The 20,481-nt window shown below is 72.5% G+C and carries 12 protein-coding genes and 1 pseudogene; 10 read left to right on the top strand and 3 right to left on the bottom strand.

Annotation, left to right across the window (positions count from 1 at the left end):
- Nucleotides 1–2 precede the first annotated feature (2 nt).
- The 4 genes and pseudogenes from tal (at nt 3) to pgi (ending at nt 4,902) form a co-directional block, all read left to right on the top strand.
- Nucleotides 3–1,136, top strand: a complete 1,134-nt coding sequence (gene tal / locus V7E45_RS21450) for a transaldolase (RefSeq protein WP_333775821.1) — start codon at nt 3–5, stop codon at nt 1,134–1,136.
- Nucleotides 1,136–2,728, top strand: coding sequence for a glucose-6-phosphate dehydrogenase (zwf, locus tag V7E45_RS21445; protein WP_333775820.1), 1,593 nt, complete (start codon nt 1,136–1,138; stop codon nt 2,726–2,728). The genes tal and zwf overlap by 1 nt, the downstream gene beginning before the upstream one ends.
- Nucleotides 2,725–3,651, top strand: coding sequence for a glucose-6-phosphate dehydrogenase assembly protein OpcA (gene opcA, locus V7E45_RS21440; RefSeq protein WP_333775819.1), 927 nt, complete (start codon nt 2,725–2,727; stop codon nt 3,649–3,651). Before zwf ends, opcA begins: the two co-directional genes overlap by 4 nt.
- A 1-nt stretch (nt 3,652) precedes the next feature.
- Nucleotides 3,653–4,902, top strand: a pseudogene (gene pgi / locus V7E45_RS21435) (glucose-6-phosphate isomerase).
- A gap of 97 nt (nt 4,903–4,999) precedes the next feature.
- Here pgi and V7E45_RS21430 read toward each other — a convergent pair.
- Genes V7E45_RS21430 through V7E45_RS21420 form a run of 3 tightly spaced genes read right to left on the bottom strand, consistent with a single transcriptional unit; the run spans nt 5,000 to nt 8,601 of the window.
- Nucleotides 5,000–7,282: an FtsX-like permease family protein gene (locus tag V7E45_RS21430; RefSeq protein WP_333775818.1), complete on the bottom strand. Its 2,283-nt coding sequence runs from the start codon at nt 7,280–7,282 to the stop codon at nt 5,000–5,002.
- Between the two features lie 39 nt (nt 7,283–7,321).
- Nucleotides 7,322–8,089, bottom strand: a complete 768-nt coding sequence (locus V7E45_RS21425; protein ID WP_333775817.1) for an ABC transporter ATP-binding protein — start codon at nt 8,087–8,089, stop codon at nt 7,322–7,324.
- Entirely contained in the window at nt 8,086–8,601 is a 516-nt protein-coding gene (locus V7E45_RS21420) for a PadR family transcriptional regulator (RefSeq protein ID WP_333775816.1), read from the bottom strand. The genes V7E45_RS21425 and V7E45_RS21420 overlap by 4 nt, the downstream gene beginning before the upstream one ends.
- A gap of 128 nt (nt 8,602–8,729) precedes the next feature.
- Between V7E45_RS21420 and V7E45_RS21415 the strand changes: the two genes are divergently transcribed.
- The 6 genes from V7E45_RS21415 (at nt 8,730) to V7E45_RS21390 (ending at nt 20,406) form a co-directional block, all read left to right on the top strand.
- Nucleotides 8,730–10,001 (top strand): ABC transporter substrate-binding protein, encoded by a 1,272-nt coding sequence (locus V7E45_RS21415; RefSeq protein WP_333775815.1) that lies wholly within the window; start codon nt 8,730–8,732, stop codon nt 9,999–10,001.
- Between the two features lie 134 nt (nt 10,002–10,135).
- A complete protein-coding gene (locus tag V7E45_RS21410) occupies nt 10,136–11,770 on the top strand; it encodes a glycoside hydrolase family 13 protein (protein WP_333775814.1) in 1,635 nt (544 codons plus the stop codon).
- 52 nt (nt 11,771–11,822) lie between these two features.
- On the top strand, nt 11,823–13,148 hold the full coding sequence (locus V7E45_RS21405) for an ABC transporter substrate-binding protein (protein ID WP_333775813.1): 1,326 nt from the start codon (nt 11,823–11,825) through the stop codon (nt 13,146–13,148).
- A gap of 6 nt (nt 13,149–13,154) precedes the next feature.
- Entirely contained in the window at nt 13,155–14,516 is a 1,362-nt protein-coding gene (locus V7E45_RS21400; RefSeq protein WP_333775812.1) for an ABC transporter permease, read from the top strand.
- Entirely contained in the window at nt 14,513–15,352 is an 840-nt protein-coding gene (locus V7E45_RS21395; RefSeq protein WP_333775811.1) for a carbohydrate ABC transporter permease, read from the top strand. Before V7E45_RS21400 ends, V7E45_RS21395 begins: the two co-directional genes overlap by 4 nt.
- 164 nt (nt 15,353–15,516) lie before the next feature.
- Entirely contained in the window at nt 15,517–20,406 is a 4,890-nt protein-coding gene (locus tag V7E45_RS21390) for a DUF3320 domain-containing protein (RefSeq protein ID WP_333775810.1), read from the top strand.
- Nucleotides 20,407–20,481: the final 75 nt, after the last annotated feature.

The following is a 20,481-nucleotide window of genomic DNA, read 5'->3' as shown; positions in this document are numbered from 1 at the left end:
CTGTGACCGAAGCAATCGGGACCCCGGGAGCCCTCAAGCGCCTCGCCGACGAGGGGGTGTCGGTCTGGCTTGACGACCTGTCGCGCACCCGGATCACCTCGGGCGGCCTGGCGGAGCTGGTGGCGAACGGCGGTGTCGTGGGTGTCACCACCAACCCGTCGATCTTCCAGGCGGCCATCGGTTCGGGCGAGGGCTACGAGGAGCAGCTGACCGATCTCGCGGCGCGCGGTGTCACGGTCGAGGAGGCCGTGCGCATGATGACGACCGAAGACGTGCGGGCTGCCGCCGATGTACTGCATACCGTCTACACCGCCTCGGACGGCCGTGACGGCCGGGTCTCCATCGAGGTCGACCCGCGCCTCGCGCACGACGAGAAGGCGACCGTCGCCGAGGCCAAGCAGCTGGCCTGGCTCGTCGACCGTCCCAACGTGATGATCAAGATCCCGGCCACCGAGGCCGGCCTGCCGGCGATCACCGAGGTCATCGGCCTCGGCATCAGCGTGAACGTGACGCTGATCTTCTCCCTGGAGCGCTACCGCGCGGTCATGGACGCCTACCTTGCCGGCCTGGAGAAGGCCCGGGAGCGCGGCCTCGACCTGTCCACGATCCACTCGGTGGCGTCGTTCTTCGTCTCCCGCGTGGACTCCGAGATCGACAAGCGGCTCACCGCCCTCGGCACCGACGAGGCCCGCGCGCTCAAGGGCCGGGCGGCCCTGGCCAACGCGCGGCTCGCCTACGAGGCGTACGAGGAGGTCTTCGCCTCCGGCCGCTGGGACGCGCTGGAGCGGGCGGGCGCGCACAGGCAGCGCCCGCTGTGGGCCTCCACCGGTGTGAAGGACCCCGCGTACAAGGACACGCTGTACGTGGACGAGCTGGTCGCGCCCGGCACCGTGAACACGATGCCGGAGGCCACCCTGAGGGCCGCCGCCGACCACGGCGAGATCACCGGCGACACGGTGACCGGCGGTTACGAGCAGGCCCGCGCCGACCTCGCCGCCGTGGAGCGGCTCGGCATCTCCTACGACGAGGTCGTCCAGCAGTTGGAGGACGAGGGCGTCGCCAAGTTCGGGACGGCCTGGCAGGAACTGCTGGACGCCGTCACCAAGTCCCTGGACAGCAAGGGAGTTGACGCGTGATGACGACCAAGGCCCCGGAACCCGGGACACCCGCCGCCGAGGAGGTGCGCGTGCCGGTCGGCCCGGCCGCGGACTGGGTGAACCCGCTGCGCGACGCCCGCGACCGCCGGCTGCCCCGCATCGCGGGCCCCTCCGGCCTGGTCATCTTCGGTGTGACCGGCGACCTGTCCCGCAAGAAGCTGATGCCGGCCGTGTACGACCTGGCCAACCGCGGTCTGCTGCCGCCGGGCTTCTCCCTGGTCGGGTTCGCCCGCCGGGACTGGGAGGACCAGGACTTCGCGCAGGTGGTGCACGACGCGGTGCGTGAGCACTCGCGCACCCCGTTCCGCGAGGAGGTCTGGCAGCAGCTCGCCGAGGGCATGCGGTTCATCCCCGGCGACTTCGACGACGACACCGCCTTCAAGCAGCTGAAGGACGCCGTCGACGAGCTGGACGCCTCCCGCGGCACCGGCGGCAACTTCGCGTTCTACCTGTCGGTGCCGCCGAAGTTCTTCCCGAAGGTCGTGAAGCAGCTGAAGAAGCACGGCCTGGCGAGCCCGCCCGAGGGCTCCTGGCGGCGCGCGGTGATCGAGAAGCCGTTCGGCCACGACCTGGCCAGTGCCCAGAACCTGAACGCGATCGTGCACGACGTGTTCGAGCCGGACCAGGTGTTCCGGATCGACCACTACCTCGGCAAGGAGACCGTCCAGAACATCCTGGCACTGCGCTTCGCCAACCAGATGTACGAGCCGATCTGGAACCGGTCGTACGTCGACCACGTGCAGATCACCATGGCCGAGGACATCGGCATCGGCGGCCGGGCCGGCTACTACGACGGCATCGGCGCCGCCCGGGACGTCATCCAGAACCACCTGCTGCAGCTGATGGCGCTGACCGCCATGGAGGAGCCCATCGCGTTCGACGCGGAGGCGCTGCTCACCGAGAAGCTGAAGGTGCTGAAGTCGGTGCGGCTGCCGGAGGACCTCGGCCTGCACACGGTGCGCGCGCAGTACGCGGGCGGCTGGCAGGGCGGCGAGAAGGTCGTCGGCTATCTGGAGGAGGACGGTATCGACCCGAATTCGAAGACCGACACCTACGCCGCGATCAAGCTGGGCGTGGACAACCGCCGCTGGGCGGGCGTCCCCTTCTACCTGCGCGCCGGCAAGCGGCTGGGGCGCCGGGTCACCGAGATCGCGGTGGTCTTCACGCGGGCCCCGCACTCCCCCTTCGACTCCACCGCCACCGAGGAGCTGGGCTCGAACGCGATCGTCATCCGCGTCCAGCCCGACGAGGGCATGACCGTGCGGTTCGGCTCCAAGGTGCCGGGCACCTCGATGGAGATCCGGGACGTGTCGATGGACTTCGCCTACGGCGAGTCCTTCACGGAGTCCAGCCCGGAGGCGTACGAGCGGCTCATCCTGGACGTGCTGCTCGGCGACGCCAACCTGTTCCCCCGTCACCAGGAAGTGGAAGAGTCCTGGAAGATCCTCGATCCGATCGAGGGGTACTGGGCGGCGCACGGCAGCCCCGCGCAGTACGCCTCGGGCAGCTGGGGCCCGAGGGAAGCGGACGAGATGCTCGCACGAGACGGACGGAGCTGGCGCAGGCCATGAAGATCGACCTGACCGACACCACGGCAAGCAAGATCAACAAGGCGCTGGTGCGGGGGCGCCGCGCCATCGGCACCCCGGCCGTGGGCATGGTCCTGACGATGGTCATCGTCACGGACGAGGAGAACGCCTACGACTCGATCAAGGCCGCCGAGGACGCCTCGCGCGAGCACCCCTCGCGGACCCTGGTCGTCATCAAGCGGCACGCCCGCACCCTGCGCGACCGCACCCACTCCCGGCTCGACGCGGAGGTCCGGGTCGGTTCCGAGGCGGGCACCGGCGAGACCGTCGTGCTGCGCACCTACGGCGAGGTGTCCGACCACGCGGACTCCGTGGTGCTGCCGCTGCTGCTGCCGGACGCCCCGGTCGTCGTGTGGTGGCCGGTGGACGCGCCCGAGGCCCCGGCGAAGGACCCGCTGGGCGCGCTGGCCCAGCGGCGGATCACCGACCTGTACGCGGTGGAGCGGCCGATGGAGGTCCTGGACACCCGCGGCCGCAACTACGCCCCCGGCGACACCGACCTCGCCTGGACCCGGCTCACGCTGTGGCGGTCCATGCTGGCCGCCGCACTCGACCAGGCGCGGACCGAGGTGACCTCGGCGGCCGTCGAGGCCGAGCAGGACAACCCCAGCGCCGAACTGCTGTCGCGCTGGCTGGAGGCCCGTCTGGGGGTCCCCGTGGACCGGGTGGTCAGCGCGGGACCGGTCGTCACGGCGGTGCGGCTCGGCACCCGCAACGGCGAGATCGTCATCGACCGGCCGGAAGGGCCGCTCGCCACGCTGACCCTGCCGGGCCAGCCGCCGCGCACCCTCGCCCTGAAAGTCCGCGCCACCTCCGAACTCATCGCCGAGGAGCTGCGCCGCCTCGACGCCGACGAGATGTACGCCATCGCCCTCAGGGGCGAGGCCACCAAGGAGAACGCCTGAGATGTCCGACGCACCGTCAGACAACACTGTCCTCACCCGCAGGCCGGAGTGGACGGCCCTCGCCGACCACCGCGGCGAGGGGCGGCCGCGCCTGCGCGAGCTGTTCGCGACGGACCCCGGCCGCGCCGAACGGTACGTCGTGCGGGTCGGCGATCTGCACATCGACTACAGCAAGCACCTGATCACCGACGAGACGCTGGCCCTGCTGCGCGAACTCGCCGCGGCGACGGACGTCTTCGGGCTGCGGGACGCGATGTTCCGCGGCGAGAAGATCAACGTCACCGAGAACCGGGCGGTGCTGCACACCGCGCTGCGGGCCGCGCCCGACGCGGTGGTCGAGGTCGACGGCGAGAACGTCGTACCGGCCGTGCACGCCGTGCTGGACAAGATGGCCCGCTTCGCCGAGCGGGTGCGCTCCGGCGAGTGGACCGGCCACACCGGCAGGCGGATCCGCAATGTCGTCAACATCGGCATCGGCGGCTCCGACCTCGGCCCGGCGATGGCCTACGAGGCGCTGCGCGCTTTCACCGCACGGGAGTTGACGTTCCGTTTCGTGTCCAACGTGGACGGCGCAGACCTGCACGAGGCCACCCGCGACCTGGACCCGGCGGAGACGCTCTTCATCGTCGCCTCCAAGACGTTCACCACCATCGAGACGATCACCAACGCCACCTCGGCCCGCTCCTGGCTGCTCAAGGCCTTCGACGGGGACGAGAAGGCGGTGGCCCGGCACTTCGTGGCGCTGTCCACGAACGCGGAGAAGGTGGCGGACTTCGGCATCGACACGGCCAACATGTTCGAGTTCTGGGACTGGGTCGGCGGCCGCTACTCGTACGACTCCGCGATCGGCCTGTCCCTGATGATCGCGATCGGCCCGGACCGGTTCCGCGAGATGCTGGACGGCTTCCGGCTGGTCGACGACCACTTCCGCACCGCGCCCGCCGAGGCCAACGTTCCCCTGCTGCTAGGGCTGTTGGGCATCTGGTACGGCAACTTCCACGACGCGCAGACGCACGCCGTGCTGCCGTACTCGCACTACCTGTCCAAGTTCACCGCCTATCTCCNCACAAGGTGTTCGTGCAGGGCGCGGTCTGGAACATCGACTCCTTCGACCAGTGGGGCGTGGAGCTCGGCAAGGTCCTCGCCAAGCGCGTCGAACCCGCCCTGACCGAGGGCAAGGAGGTTCCCGGCCTGGACGCCTCCACGAAGGCCCTGGTCGCCAAGTACCGGGAGCTGCGCGGCCGGGCCTGACCCGCCCCTGGGCCTGACCTGCCCCTGGGCCGGCCTGTCCGGGTCGGCCGGTCCGGGTCGGCCCTGTCCGGTCGGCCCTGTCGGGTCGGCCCAGGACTCAGGACACCGCGCTCAGAGTGTCCGCCAGGCGGCGGCGGGCCGCCCGGGCCGCGGGGAGGGCGGAGAGGGCCGCCGCGCCGAGGACGGCGCCCGTGCCCAGCAGGAGGAGCAGTGCGGGGGAGGGGGACTGGGCGATGCCGGCGCCGATACCGCTCGAACTGCCCTGGGCGTCGATCAGCCGGTGGGCCAGCGGCAGCCCCAGAACCGTGGCGGCGACGGCCGCCGCGAGCGCCGTGCACGTCGTCGCGGTGACGGTGATCGCGGTGATCTGCCGCGGCGACATGCCGATCGCCCGGAGCGCCAGCACGTCCCGCTCGCTCTCCCGCACGCTGCCGCCGATCGCGGTGAGCAGCTCGACGAGCCCGATGAGGGCGAGCACGGCGATCAGGGCGGTCACGACACCGCGCAGCGGGGAGAGCCCGTCGGCCGGGTTGGTGACCGGGTGCACGTCCAGGTGCCCGTGGCCGGCCCGGGCCAGGGCCGACGCCACCCGCCCAGGGTCGGCGCCGGGGCGCAGGCGGAGCTGGTAGAAGGCGGGGGACAGGTTCGCGTCGTTCTCGCGCAGGGTGTCCAGGGAGGTCGTCACGACCCGCCCGGCGTTCTGCGGCTCGATGCTGCGGCCCACGATGTGCAGGATCTGCGGCCGCTGGCCCACGGTGATCCGCACCCAGTCGCCGACCCGCGCGTGCAGCAGGTCGAGCATGCCCTGGCCGGCCACCGCCTCGTCCGGTCCGCGGGCGGCCCGGCCCTCGGCGAGGGTGTACGGGTAGGGGTGGGCCTGGGTGCCGAGGCCGCGCAGGGCGACCGTCCCGGTCTGGCCGGGGAGCAGCGCGGCCAGCTCGACGCCCGGATAGGCGGCACCGACCCCGGGGGCCGCCGCGAGCAGGGCCCGTACGCCCGCGTCGTCCAGGCCGTCGTCCGAGCGGACCGAGAGCGCGGCCGGCAGGCCCACGCGCTCGGGGCTGCTGTGGAACCGGTCCAGGGTGGTCCACGCGCTGAGCGCCACCACCATCAGCAGCAGCGGCAGCGTCAGCCGGGCCACGCCGGCCAGCGAGCGGCCGCGCCCGGCGAACGCCTTGTGGCAGCCCAGGACCAGCGCGGCCGGCAGCCGCAGGCCCAGGGCGCGGCGGGCGACGGCGGTGAGTCGGCCGCCCGCCGGTGCCGACGGGCGCGGCACGGGAACCGGCGGCACCCGGCCTGCCCGCCAGGCCGCGAGTCCCGTCGTCAGACCGATGAACAGCACCGCGCCGACCGGCACGGCGGACAGGGCCACGGTGTGCCCCGGCAGCCCCTGCCACACCCCCACCGCGTCGCCGAGCCGTCCCGGGACGCGGGTGCCCAGGCCCTCGGTGAGCGCGGCCGCGGCCAGCGCGCCGAGCGCCGCGTACGCCAGGTGCTGGAGCAGGAAGATCCGCACCACCTGACCGGGCGTGAAGCCGATCGCCTTCAGCACCGAGATGTCCCGCAGATGGCCGCGGATGCGGGTGCCGATCGCCCCGTGCACGGCGAACCCGGCGGCGGCCAGGGCGCCGAGCCCGAACAGGCCGAGCACCTGTCCGAGGAGCCGGTTCTCGCCCTGGGCCTCGGCCCGCTCCTGCTGCCAGGTGGACACCTCGCCGACGGTGTCAGCGCCCAGCACGGTGACGGCGCGCTGCACCGCGTAGTCGGTGTCGGAGGGGTCCTTCAGGCGCAGTCCGGTCACCTGTCCGGCGGGCGCCCGCACGGCGGCGGGCGGCGCCCAGACCAGGCCCGGCTGCGCTCCCGGGCTGTAGCCGGGCTCCGCGCTGTCGGCGATGCCCTCCACGGTCAGGGTGCGTGCGGTGCCGGGCAGGGTGAGGGTGTCGCCGGGCTCGGCGAGCAGGGCCCGGGCGAGGCGGCTCTCCAGCACCACGCCGTCCGGTTCGGCCGGGTCCAGCCAGTGGCCGGCGGTGACGAGCGGCCGGCCGACGGCGGGCAGGCCCGGGGTGCCGCGCAGCTCCACGGCGGCCCGGGTGCCGCGCGTGGCGACGGTGGCGGCCTCGGTCCGGTAGGGGCCGGCGACCGACTCGACGCCGTCCAGCCGGGCGAGCCTGCGGGCGTCGGTGGAGGCCGCCGTGTGGATCCACACGTGTGCCCCGTGCGCCTCGGTGAAGGTCCGCTGCCAGGGGTTGGTGGCGTAGCCGAAGAGCGCGGCGGCCAGCAGCAGCGAGGCGACGATGCCGGCCGTGGCGAGCGTGATGAACAGCGCCTCGCCGCGGTGTGTGCGCAGGTCGGAGTGGGCCCAGCGGAGGGTGGCTCGCATCCCCTCAGCCTCCGGTCGTCGGACGGTCGCGCACCCGGATCAGTCCCTCAGCTCCAGCACGCCGGAGGCGCCGCCGCGGCGGGACGGTGTGCCGTCCAGGGTGGCGTCGTCGGCTATGCGGCCGTCGAAGAAGCTGATCACGCGGTCGGCCGCGCTGGCCAGCCGGGCGTCGTGGGTGACCAGCACGATGGTCTGGCCCCGCCCGTGGAAGCGGGACAGCAGCCGCATCACCTCGCGGGTGCCCTTGCTGTCCAGGCTGCCGGCGGGCTCGTCGGCCAGCAGCAGGGGCGGATGGTTGACCAGGGCGCGGGCCAGCGCGACCCGCTGCTGCTCGCCGCCGGACAGCTCGCCCGGCATGCTGCGCTCCTTGCCCTCGAGGCCCAGTTCGGCGAGCAGCTCCTCGCGCTCGGCCCGGGCCTTCCGCGGCGGCACGCCCGCGAGCAGCGCGGGCAGCTCGACGTTGTCGGCGACCGACAGGTTCGACACCAGGTTGAAGAACTGGAAGACGATCCCGATGGCCTTGCGGCGCTCCACCGCCCAGCGTGCCTCGCCGAAGGAGTCCGTGCACCGGCCGTCGAGCCAGAGGCTGCCCTCGTCGGGCCGCTGCAGACCGCCGAGCAGGTGCAGCAGGGTGGACTTGCCGGCCCCCGAGGGCCCGGTGACCGCCACGAACTCGCCCCGTGCCACGCTCAGGTCGACCCCGCGCACGGCGTGCGCGGGCGCGCCCTCGCCGTGGTGGGTCTTGACGAGGCCCTCGGCCCGCAGCAGGGCGGCCGGACCGGGCACAGGGGACCGGCCGTCACTCACTCCAGCTCCTCCAGTTCCTCCTGGCACCGCTCCAGCCAGTCCAGGTCGGCCTGCAGGTGCAGCATCGCGCCCTCGATCAGCAGATGGGCGATTCGGTTGTCCCGGTTCTCGGCCGCGGCCAGCTTCGACAGATTGCGCATGGTGTTGAGGTACTGGCGCCGCTGCCGGTTGATGAGGGCGATCTGGTCGGCGAGACCGGTCTGCGGGGCGAGCGCGAGCTTCATGAAGAACTCGTCCCGGACCCGCGGTTCGTCCTCGGTCTCCTCGAACCAGGCGTGCAGCGCTTCCCGCCCGGCGTCGGTGAGGTGGTAGACCTTCTTGTTGGGCCGGCTGGACTGCTCGACGTCCTCGCCCTCGATCAGTCCCGACTTCTCGAGGCGGCCGAGGGTGACGTAGATCTGGCCGACGTTGGGCTGAGGGTACGCGGAGCCCAGCAGTTGCTCAAGGTCGTGCTTCAGCTCGTAGCCGTGGGCCGGGCCGCGCGCGAGCAGTGCCAGGAGGGGCAGGCGCACTCGTGCTGTCCTCCTGTCTACGGCAATGTGCTCCAGGCCCTAGTATCGCCCATACCTAACAGGTATACATGGCCTCTGACCGCGGGCGAGGGTGCCCGGGGCCGGTGTACGCGTTCAGGGAGGAACCTATGCGGTGGATGCGCGCCGCCGGTAGGGGGCTCCTCGTTCTCGCCGTGGTCCTCAGTGGTTACGTGGCCTCCGGCACCCGTGCCGGCGAGGCGGCCGACGGCGGCCGCGGGCCGCTCACCCTCGCCACGGCGGGCGATCTCACCGGCTATCTCGGTCCGCTCCTGCGGAGCTGGAACCGCACGCACCCGGCCGAGAAGGTCACCCTCGTCGAGCTGCCCGACTCCGCCGACGAGACCCACGCGCAGATGACCACCGACCTGCGGGGCGGTGACCGGGGACGGTTCGACGTCCTCAACATCGACGTCAACTGGACCTCGGAGTTCGCGGCGGCCGGCTGGATCCGCCCGCTGCCCCCCGAGCGTTTCCCGCTGCGGAGCTTCCTGCGCCCGGTGGTGGACACGGCCCGGTACGACGGCCGGCTGTACGCCGTGCCGTACGTGACCAACGCCGGGCTGCTGCTGTACCGCAAGGACGTCCTCGCGAAGGAGGGCCTGCCGCCGCCGCGCACCTGGGCCGAGCTGGAGCACGACGCGAAGACCGTCGCGCCCGAGTACGGCCTCGACGGCTACGCGGGCCAGTTCCTGCCCTACGAGGGCCTGACCGTCAACGCGGCCGAGGCCGTGTACTCGGCGGGCGGCACGATCCTCGGTGACGAGGGCACCCGCGTCACCGTCGACTCCGACGCGGCCCGTGAGGGCATCGGCTTCCTCGCTCGCGGGGTGCGCGAGGGCTGGATCCCGAAGGCGGCGCTGACGTACAAGGAGGAGGAGTCCAAGCAGGCCTTCCAGGACGGCCGGCTGCTCTTCCTGCGGAACTGGCCCTACGCCTACGCCGTGGCCTCGGCCCCGGGCTCCAAGGTCGCCGGGAAGATCGGCGCCGTGCAGCTGCCGGGGCCCGACGGCCCGGGCAAGAGCGTCCTGGGCGGCTCCAACCTGGCCGTCAACACCCATGCGCGGCATCCCGATTCGGCCGCCCGGCTGATCGCCTACCTCACCAGCGAGCCCGTCCAGCGCCAGGTGCTCACGCGGGGCGCGCTGCCGCCCGTACGCGCCGCGCTCTACGAGGACCCCGCGCTCGTACGGCGGTTCCCCTATCTGCCGACCCTGCGCGCCGCCGTGGTCACGGCCGAGCCGCGCCCCAAGAGCCCGCGCTACGACCAGGTGAGCCTGGTGGTGCAGGCGGTCGTGCAGGACGCGCTGACCGGGCACGAGACGCCCGCCGCCGCGGTGCGGCGACTGGCCCGGGAACTGGCCGCCATCCCCAACCGCTAGTTACTTGTTAGGTAACGCGGACATCTCACTTGCTTTCAGGATGCCACTCTAAGTCCGGTTTTGGCGCCCCAACTCAACGGTAGCTCTGTTCTTTTCATTGACACCCTCGCGACACGCCTACCTAACATGCATACATGTTGAGTAAGTACCACTGGTGGCGCGACGCGGTGATCTACCAGGTGTATGTCCGCAGCTTCCTGGACAGCACCGGGGACGGCATCGGCGATCTGGCCGGGGTCCGCACGGGACTGCCGTACCTGAAGAAGCTCGGCGTCGACGGGATCTGGCTGAGCCCCTTCTACCCCTCGCCCCAGCACGACCACGGCTACGACGTCGCCGACTACTGCGGCGTCGACCCCCTCTTCGGCGACCTCGCCGAGTTCGACCGGCTGATGGCCGCCGCCCGCCGGCTGGGGATCAAGGTGCTGCTCGACATCGTCCCCAACCACTGCTCCAGCGAGCACCCCTGGTTCACCGAGGCCCTCGCCGCCGGACCCGGCAGCCCGGCCCGCGCCCGCTTCCACTTCGCCGACGGCCGCGGCCCCGGCGGCGACGAGCCGCCCAACAACTGGCACGCCATGTTCGGCGGCCCGGCCTGGACCCGGGTCACGGAGGCGGACGGCCGGCCCGGCCAGTGGTACCTGCACATGTTCACGCCCGAGCAGCCGGACTGGAACTGGCGCGACCCCGAGGTCCCCGCCGAGTTCGACCGCGTGCTGCGCTTCTGGCTGGACCGCGGCGTGGACGGCTTCCGCATCGACGTCGCCGCCGGCCTGTACAAGCACCCCGACCTGCCCGACTCGGACGACCCGGAGGCCGACGCCCGCACCCGCGACTCGGTCAACCCGCTCGCCTGGAACCAGCCCGAGGTGCACGGGGTGTGGCGGCACTGGCGGTCGGTGTGCGAGGAGTACACCGCGCGCGACGGCCGCGAGCGGCTGCTGGTCGGGGAGGTCTCGGTCCCCACCGCCCGCGAGCACGCCCGCTACGTCCGCCCCGACGAGCTGCACCAGGCGTTCTTCTTCGACCTGCTCAGCGCGCCCTGGGAGGCCGACGCCTTCCGCAAGGTCGTCTCCGAGGCCATGCAGGACATCGCCGGCACGGGCTCCACGGTCACCTGGGTCCTCAACAACCACGACCAGGTGCGCACCGTCACCCGCTACGGCGAGCCCGTCCCCGAGGGCGGCGGCCTCGGCGCCGCTCGAGCCCGCGCCGCCGCGCTGCTGATGCTCGCGCTGCCCGGCGCCGCGTACATCTACCAGGGCGAGGAACTTGGCCTGCCCGAGGTCGTCGACCTGCCCGACGAGGTGCTCACCGACCCGATCTTCCGCCGCACCGGCAGCCGCGCCCGCGTCCGGGACGGCTGCCGCGTGCCCCTGCCGTGGTCCGGTCAGGCGTCCCCGTTCGGCTTCACCTCCGGCGTGGAGAGCGCCAGGCCCTGGCTGCCGCAGCCCGACTACTTCGCCGAGTACGCCACCGACCGCGCCCTCGCCGACACCCGCTCCTTCTGGCACCTGTACCGAGATGGCCTCCAACTGCGCTCCGCACTGCCGCAGTTGGGCGAAGGCGCACTGCGCTGGCTGGACTCCCCGCCGGGCGTCCTCGCCTTCGCCCGCGGCGACGACCTCGTCTGCGCCGTCAACTTCGGTACGGCCCCCACCCCCGCGCCGGTCTCCGGCGCCCCCCTGCTGTCCAGCGGTCCGTGCCCGGCCGGGGTGCTCCCCGGCTCCACGGCCGCCTGGTGGATCAGCGACGGCACCGGCCTCTGATCCCTCCCCGCTCCACCCTCGTCAGCTCCCCACCCCTGAAGGGACATCAACGATGATGCGACGACGTACCACCCTGCTCACCGGCTGCACCGCCCTCGCCCTGGCCCTCGGCGCCACCGCCTGCGGCGGCGGCCCGGTCTCCGCGGGCGGCGGCGACAAGGCCCTCGACGGCCAGACCGTCACCGTGGCCGGTGTCTGGTCCGGCAGCGAGCAGAAGAACTTCCAGAAGGTGCTCGACGCGTTCAGCGCGAAGACCGGCGCCAAGACGCAGTTCACGTCCACCGGCGACAACGTCTCCACCGTCGTCGGCAGCAAGATCGAGGGCGGCAACGCGCCCGACGTGGTGATGGTCCCGCAGGTCGGCGTGCTCCAGCAGTTCGCCAAGAAGGGCTGGCTCAAGCCGCTGTCCGCCACCACGCGGAAGTCCGTGGACGCCGGCTACGCACCCGTCTGGCAGAAGTACGGCAGCGTCGACGGCACCCTCTACGGCCTCTACTTCAAGGCGGCCCACAAGTCGACCGTGTGGTACAGCCCCGACGCGCTCGCCCAGGCCGGCGTCAAGCCGCCGAAGACCTACGACGAGATGCTGAAGGCCGGCCACACCGTCTCCGACTCCGGGCTCGCCGCCTTCTCCGTGGCCGGCCAGGACGGCTGGACCCTCACCGACTGGTTCGAGAACATCTACCTCTCGCAGGCCGGACCCGAGAAGTACGACGCCCTCGCCGCGCACAAGCTGAAGTGGACCGACGCCTCCGTCGTCGAGGCGCTCACCACCCTGGGCAAGCTGTTCAAGGACAAGCAGCTGGTCGCCGGCGGCCAGAAGGAGGCCCTCAACACCGACTTCCCCGGCTCGGTGGAGAAGGTGTTCGGGCCCGAGCCCAAGGCCGGCATGGTCTACGAGGGCGACTTCGTCGCCGGCGTCGCCCACGACCAGTTCCAGAAGACCATCGGCAAGGACGCGGACTTCTTCCCGTTCCCCGCCGTCGGCGGCGGCAAGGCCCCGGTGGTCAGCGGTGGCGACGCGGCCGTCGTCCTCAAGGACGGCAAGAACGCCAAGGCCGGCATGAAGCTCCTGGAGTACCTGGCGACCCCCGAGGCGGCGGCCGTCTGGGCCAAGGCGGGCGGCTTCCTGTCCCCGAACAAGAAGCTCGACCTCGCCTCCTACGGCGACGACGTCACCCGCGCCACCGCCAAGTCCCTCGTCGGGGCCGGCGACTCGGTCCGCTTCGACATGTCCGACCAGGCGCCGGCGGCGTTCGGCGGCACCAAGGGCGCGGGCGAGTGGAAGCTCCTCCAGGACTTCCTGCGCGACCCGTCGGACCCGAAGGGCACCGCCGCGAAGCTGGAGTCCGCCGCGGCCAAGGCCTACCAGGACTGACCCGCGATGACCGCCACCACGCTCGTACACAAAGAGGCGAGCCCGCCCGCCGCCGGTGCGACCCGCAGGCGTCGCACCCGGCGGCGGGGCCGGATCGTCGCCCTGCTCTTCGTCTTCCCCGCGCTGCTGCTGCTCGGCGCGCTGGTCGTCTACCCGGTGCTGTTCTCCGTCGGACGCAGCTTCTTCGACGCCTCCGGCACCCGCTTCGTCGGCGGCGGCAACTACACCGAGATGTTCCGCGACCCGGCGACCGTCACGGCCATCCGCAACACCGCCATCTGGGTCGTCGTCGCCCCGGCCCTGCTGACCGGCCTCGGCCTGATCCTGGCCGTCCTGGTGGAGAAGGTCCGCTGGGCCACCGCGTTCAAGCTGCTGCTGTTCATGCCGATGGCGGTCTCCTTCCTCGCCGCCGGCATCATCTTCCGGCTCGCCTACGACGAGGACCCCGACAAGGGCGTCCTCAACGCCGCCGTCGTCTCGGTGCACGACGCCTTCGCGGGCACCTCGTCGTACCCGACGGCGCGGGCGCGAGACGGACAGGACCTCACCCGGGGGCGGGACGGCTCGTACCTGACCGCGACCGCCCTGTCCCCGGGTGACTCGGTGGCCCTCGGCCTTGTCGGGGTGCTGCCCAAGGACCTGCCCAGGGGCGCGTCGCCCGCCGCCGCCGCGGCCGCGCACCGGGCGGCCCCCGGCGAGCTGCGCGGCGTCGTCTACCTGGACTTCACGCCCGGCGGGGGAGGCAGGCCCGGCCGGGTCGACCCGAAGGAGAGCGGGCTGCCCGGCATGAAGGTCGAGGCGACCCGCGACGGAGAGGGGGTCGCGAGCACCACGACCGCCACCGACGGCTCGTTCCGCTTCACCGGGCTCGCCGACGGCTCGTACACGGTGAAGCTGCCGGCCGCCAACTTCGCACCGCCCTACCAGGGCGTCTCCTGGCTCGGCCCCGCGCTCGTCACCCCCGCGATCATCGGGGCGTACCTGTGGATCTGGACCGGCTTCGCGATGGTCCTGATCGGCGCGGGGCTCGCCACCCTCCCGCGCGACGCGCTGGAAGCGGCCCGGATGGACGGCGCGAACGAGTGGCAGATCTTCCGCCGCATCACCGTGCCGCTGCTCGCCCCCGTGCTCACGGTCGTCTTCGTGACCCTCGTGATCAACGTGATGAAGGTCTTCGACCTCGTCTACATCATCGCGCCGGGACCGGTGCAGGAGGACGCCACGGTGCTCGCCACACAGATGTGGCTCGTGTCCTTCGGCGGCGGCAACAACCAGGGGCTCGGCAGCGCCCTGGGCGTGCTGCTGCTGCTCCTGGTGGTCCCCGCGATGGTCTTCAACGTCCGCCGCTTCCGAAGGAGCCAGCGATGAACGCGATCCGGCGCGGCCTGGGCAACGGCCTGGTCCAGGCGTTCCTCGTGGTGATCGGCCTGGTCTGGCTGACCCCCCTCGCGGGACTGTTCGTGTCCTCCCTGCGCTCGGCGCGGGACACCGCGAAGGGCGGCTGGTGGACCGCGCTCGCCAGTCCGGGCCAGCTGTCCTTCGACAACTACTCGGCGCTGCTGAAGAACTCCGGCATGACGCAGGCCTTCTGGAACACCGTGCTGATCTCGGTGCCGGCGACCACCCTGGTCGTCGCCATCGCGGCACTCGCCGGGTACGCCTTCGCCTGGCTGGACTTCCCCGGCCGCGAACCGCTGTTCCTGCTGGTGGTCGCCCTGCTGGTGGTGCCGGTGCAGATCGGCCTGCTGCCGGTGGCCAAACTCTTCGGGCAGCTCGGCCTGTTCGGCACCATCCCCGGCGTGGTCCTCTTCCACGTCGCCTACGGCCTGCCGTTCGGGGTCTTCCTGCTGCGGAACTACTTCGCGGAGATGCCCAAGGAGATGCTGGAGGCGGCCCGGATGGACGGCGGCAGCGAGTGGCGCATCTTCACCCGCCTGATCCTGCCGGTCGGGCGCCCGGCGATCGCGTCGCTCGCCATCTTCCAGTTCCTCTGGGTCTGGAACGACATGCTGGTGGCGCTGCTCTTCGCCGACAGCTCGTCCCAGCCGCTGACCGTGCAACTCCAGTCGCAGATCCGCCAGTTCGGCAGCAACATCGACGTCCTGGCGCCGGGCGCCTTCCTCTCCCTGATCGTCCCGGTCGTGGTCTTCTTCGCCTTCCAACGGCACTTCGTGCAGGGCGTGATGGCGGGATCGGTCAAGTGACCGAACGGAAAGCACACATCATGCGTGCATCCCTTTCACAACAAATACATACCGTCTCGGTGATCACCGGCGTGTCAGGGGGTGCTGACTGATAGGCAGGTGTCACCGGGGGGCCCTGTGAGGGTGGTTACCCCTGTGCGCGCCGCTCGGGAGGTATCCACCACATGGCCCACCAGCCCCAGTCCAAGATGAAGACTGTCCTAGACAGTTGGCGGAACTCCCTGCTGGACATGGGCGGACGCAACCGGCTGCTGAACTTCCGCCATACGAGGACCTCGACCCTGGAGATAGCCTCCCCCCGCGCCGAGGCCCTGCTGGCCGATCTCGCGCGGGGCTGGGAGTTCGCGCCCGTCCCGGAGAAGAGCGCGGGCGTCGGCCTGGAGAAGGCCGACGACCCGGGGGAGGCGACCGGCCGGCAGAGCCGTCCCGGACTCGTCACCCAGAAGCAAACCCAAGCTTCGCTGGACGCCGCTCTGTACCAACTGCGCCAGAAGTCCGGCCAGATGTACAACGACTACGGCCTGTGGGTGCTCTGGCTCGGCGTCGGCATGCTCGACTGGCGGGAGGCCGACGCCCACGAGAGCAGTGCCGCGCCGCTGCTCCTGGTCCCGGTCGAACTGGTACGGGACGGCAACCGCCGCTACCGGCTGCGGCCGGCCGAGGACCAGGAGACCGTGCACAACCCGGCCCTCGCGGTGAAACTCGAGCGGATCGGGGTCGACTGGTCGCGCGTCACCGGCACCGACACCGCCGACCCGGCGGGGGTGCTGGCCGCGGCCCGCGCGGTCGCGGCCGGCCTCAAGGGCTGGTCGGTCCAGGAACGCGTGGTGCTCGGCCTGTTCGCCTCGCACCGCGAGGCCATGTACCAGGACCTCCAGAACAACGAGGAGCAGATCCTCGCGCACCCGCTGGTGCGTGCCGTCGCCCTCGGGCCCGACGCGGGCCTGCCCGACGACCTGATCGCCTTCGACCCCCCGGACCTGGACCGCATCGACGACGTCCAGCTGCCCGAGCGGACCCCGCTGGTCCTCGACGCGGACGCCTCGCAGCGCCAGTGCGTCGCCGCCGCGCTCGACAACCGCTCCTTCGTGATGAGCGGCCCGCCCGGCACCGGCAAGAGCCAGACCATCACCAACATGATCGCCGCGCTCATGCACGCCGGCCGCAGCGTGCTGTTCGTCAGTGAGAAGGCCGCCGCGCTCGACGTCGTCCGCAACCGGCTGCGCGGGGTCGGGCTCGGCGACTTCGTCATGGCTCTGCACAGCGGTGACACGAGCAAGAAAGCCGTGGCCACCGAACTCGCCCGGATGCTGACCACCGAGGTCCGCGCCACCGGCGCCGCCGAGTACGAACTGGAGCGCGCTCGCAGACTGCGCGAGGAGCTGTCCGCGTACGCGGCGGCCATGAACGAGACCCGCGACCCCCTGGGGCACAGCCTGCACGACGTCCTCGGCCGCCTGGCGCTGCTGGAGCAGTCGGGCACCCCGAGGCTGGCGCCGGCCGCCGAGAACGCCCAGGTCGTCCGCACCCTGACCGCCGGTGCCCTACAGGAACTCGCCGCCGCGGCCCAGGCGGTCGCCCGTGCCTGGCGTCCCGCGGCCGAGGGCGACGCCTTCCCCTGGCGGGGCCTGGTCGGCACCTCCGCGCACCAGGTGGTTCCCGAGGCCGCCGACGCGCTCGGCGCCCTGCTCACGGTGTCCGGGCGCCGCCCCTTCGCCGTCACCCAGGACGAACCCCGTTCGGTGCGCGAGATCCAGCAGCTCGTCCGCTCCCTGCGGGCCGGGCTCCCCGACATGGCGACGGCCCCGGCGGACGGCACCCTGCCCGAGGACGTCACCGGCCAGGTCGCCCAGCTCGCCGACCTGTTCGGCATGCCGAAGGCGGACCACCCCGAGGCCGCGTTCGCGCTGTGTGCCCTGGCCGACCTGACGGCCGCCGGCCACCGCCCGCCGCGCGGATGGTTCGACGGCGACGTCCTGCGCCGGGCCCACACGGCGGCGCACGAGCTGCGCACGGCTCTGGACGCCGAGGTCGCCGCCCGCGCGGCCGCCGCCGACGTCTTCGGCGAGCAGGTCCTCAGCGCCGGCGACCTCCCCGCGATCGTGGGGCGCTTCGCCGAGCAGCACCGCGGGCTGATGGCCCGCTTCTCCGCGCAGTACAAGGCCGACCGGGCGGCCGTGGCCGCGCTCACCCGCGCCGGCGCCTGGGACAAGGCGCTGGCGGGCCGACTGGAGCAGGCGCTGGCCTGGCAGCGGGCCGCCGCCGAGGTGACCCGCCTGGCCGACGCGCACTCCGCGCTGCTCGGCCGCTACACGCCCAGCACCCCGGAGGCGTACGCGGACCTGGAAGAAGCGCTGGCGACGGCCGACCGCATCGAGGCGGCGAGCCGGGAGGCCGCGCGCCGCGACCTGCTCGCCGACCGCCTCGCCGACGACGCCGACACCGATCCGCTCCCCGGCCTGCTGGCCGAGAGCTTCCGGGGAGCCCTGGCCGCCTGGTGCTCCGCCGCCGATGCCCGGGCCGAGCGCTGGACCCGTTCCGTGGCCGAACTGCTCGACCTGTTCGACGGCCCCCGCCGCACCCAGCTGTCCGCGTCGCTGCTGGGCCCCCTCGACCAGGCCGAACAGGTCGTCGGCGCGCTGCGCGACGACCCCGAGGGGCCCGAGGTGTGGCACGCCCACCGGGACGGTGTCGCGGTGCTCGCCCGGTACGGAGCGGACGGCCTCGTCGCCGGCGCGGCCGAACGCGGACTCGACCCCGAGCGGCTGCCCGACGTGGTCGTACAGGCGCTGCTGCGCGCGTGGGCGGACGGTGTCCTCGCCACCGACCCCCGGCTGCGCAGCACCCGTGCCGACGACCTCGACGCGCGCGTGGCCGACTTCCGGGACGCCGACCGGCGGCTGGTCGCCGCCGCCGCCGGGGCGGTGACCGAGGCGTGCAACAAGCGCCGGCCGCGCAGGTTCGCCGGCGGGGCAGCCGCGGTCATCATCCGGGAGGCGGAGAAGAAGACCCGGCACATGCCGGTGCGCGAGCTGCTCGGCCGGACCCGTGAGGTCGTCCAGGCCGTCAAGCCCTGCTTCATGATGAGCCCGCTGACGGTCAGCCAGTTCCTGCCGCCCGACTTCCACTTCGACGTGGTCGTCTTCGACGAGGCCTCCCAGGTCCGTCCCAGCGACGCGGTCAACTGCGTGTACCGCGGCAGCACGCTGATCGTCGCCGGTGACGACAAGCAGCTGCCCCCGACCTCGTTCTTCGACTCCTCCGTCGAGGACGACTCGGACGAGTACGGGGACGACGTACCGGACTCCTTCGAGTCGCTGCTGCACGCCTGCAAGGCCGGCGCGATGCGGGAACTGCCGCTGCGCTGGCACTACCGCAGCCGCCACGAGGACCTGATCACCTTCAGCAACCGCGAGTTCTACGACAACTCGATGATCACCTTCCCCGGCGCCCTCGACGAGGGCAACGACGTCGGCGTCGCCTTCCTCAAGGCCGACGGCGTCTACGACCGGGGCGGGCGCCGGGACAACCAGGCGGAGGCGGAGTTCGTCGCCGGGCGCGTGCTGCACCACTTCGACACCCGCCCCGGCCGGACCCTCGGCGTCGTCGCCCTCTCCCAGGCGCAGGCCTCGGCCATCGACCAGGCCGTGCAGCAGGCCCGGCTGAGCCGCCCCGACCTCGACCACTGCTTCACCGACGACCGCCTCGACGGCTTCTTCGTCAAGAACCTGGAGTCGGTGCAGGGCGACGAACGCGACGTGATGATCATGTCCGTCGGCTACGGACCCGACGAGCACGGCAAGGTCGGCCTCAACTTCGGTCCGATCAACAAGGCCGGCGGCTGGCGCCGCCTCAACGTGGCCGTCACCCGGGCCCGTTACCGGATGGAGGTGGTCGCCTCCTTCCGCGGCACCAGCCTGCAGGACAGCCCCAACGAGAGCGTGCAGTACCTGAAGCGCTACCTCGAGTACGCGGAGAACGGCCCCGCGGTCCTCGCCCGGGACGTCGTCCAGTCGGACGCCGAACCGGACAGCCCGTTCGAGGAGTCCGTGCTCGCGGTCCTGCGCGGCTGGGGCTACCGGGTCCAGCCGCAGGTCGGCGTCGCCGGTTACCGCATCGACCTCGGCGTGCGCCACCCGGAGCTGCCGGGCGCCTACGCCCTCGGCATCGAGTGCGACGGTGCCATGTACCACTCCTCCAAGGCCGCCCGGGACCGGGACCGGCTGCGCGAGCAGGTCCTGAACGGACTCGGCTGGCGGCTGCACCGCATCTGGGGCACCGACTGGTACCGGGGCCGTGCGGCCGCCGAACTGCGCCTGCGGGAAGCCGTCGAACAGGCCGTCGTCCAGGGCCCGCTCGGTACGCCTGCGGCGGCGCCGGCCGCGCCCGCGGGGGACCTGCGGGAAGCCGATTCCGCCCCGGCCGCCCCGGTGAGCGGCGTCGGACAGCAGGACACGGCGGTGGAGTTCGAGCGCGTCCCCGTCGAGGCCGCGACGGAACGCGAGTGGAGCGCCCCGTACCGGGCCGGCGAGGTCACGGTCGTGCCGCACTTCGAACTGCACACCCCGGAGGCCCGGCCCGCGCTGCGCGAGGTGCTCGCGCGGGTCATCGAGGCCGAGGGCCCCATCCACGAGGACCTGCTGGTCCAGCGGGCCCGCGAGGCGTGGGGCGTCCAGCGCGCGGGCGCCCGCATCCGGGACAACGTCCGGGAGGTGGCCCGCGCGCTGGTCCGCTCCGGGCAGGCGGCTCAGGACGACGCCTTCTACGACGTGACGGGCAGACAGCGGCCGAAGGCCCGGCACCCGGAGGACGGCACCACGCCCCGCAAGGTCGTCCACGTCGCACCGGCCGAGCGGCACCTGGCGCTGTACGAGCTGGCCGCCGAGTGCCCCGGCATGTCCGAGGACGAACTCATCAAACTGGCGGGTGAGTTCTTCGGCTGGCGCCGTACCGGCAAGGACATCCGGGACCGGCTCGCCGCCGACGTGGCGGAACTGCGTCTGCGCGGTCGGCTGGACGGCGGACCCGAGCGGGTCAACGCCGTGCGCGGGTAGCGCGGCGGAGGCAACACGCGGGGGGGGGGGGGGGGGGGCCCGGCCCCCCCCCCCCCCCCCCCCCCGCCCAAAACC

Source organism: Streptomyces sp. IBSBF 3136, from assembly GCF_036815105.1.
In the GTDB taxonomy this organism is placed as follows: domain Bacteria; phylum Actinomycetota; class Actinomycetes; order Streptomycetales; family Streptomycetaceae; genus Streptomyces.
Note: the sequence above shows the minus strand (reverse complement) of the source record. Positions and strands in the feature narration are given on the sequence as shown.

Bases quoted from the DNA above. Each gene is read 5' to 3' on its own strand.
- zwf (WP_333775820.1), top strand. From the start codon at position 1,136: ATGACGACCAAGGCCCCGGAACCCGGGACACCCGCCGCCGAGGAGGTG.
- opcA (WP_333775819.1), top strand. From the start codon at position 2,725: ATGAAGATCGACCTGACCGACACCACGGCAAGCAAGATCAACAAGGCG.
- V7E45_RS21430 (WP_333775818.1), bottom strand. From the start codon at position 7,282: ATGCGAGCCACCCTCCGCTGGGCCCACTCCGACCTGCGCACACACCGC.
- V7E45_RS21415 (WP_333775815.1), top strand. From the start codon at position 8,730: ATGCGGTGGATGCGCGCCGCCGGTAGGGGGCTCCTCGTTCTCGCCGTG.
- V7E45_RS21410 (WP_333775814.1), top strand. From the start codon at position 10,136: ATGTTGAGTAAGTACCACTGGTGGCGCGACGCGGTGATCTACCAGGTG.
- V7E45_RS21405 (WP_333775813.1), top strand. From the start codon at position 11,823: ATGATGCGACGACGTACCACCCTGCTCACCGGCTGCACCGCCCTCGCC.
- V7E45_RS21400 (WP_333775812.1), top strand. From the start codon at position 13,155: ATGACCGCCACCACGCTCGTACACAAAGAGGCGAGCCCGCCCGCCGCC.
- V7E45_RS21395 (WP_333775811.1), top strand. From the start codon at position 14,513: ATGAACGCGATCCGGCGCGGCCTGGGCAACGGCCTGGTCCAGGCGTTC.
- V7E45_RS21390 (WP_333775810.1), top strand. From the start codon at position 15,517: ATGGCCCACCAGCCCCAGTCCAAGATGAAGACTGTCCTAGACAGTTGG.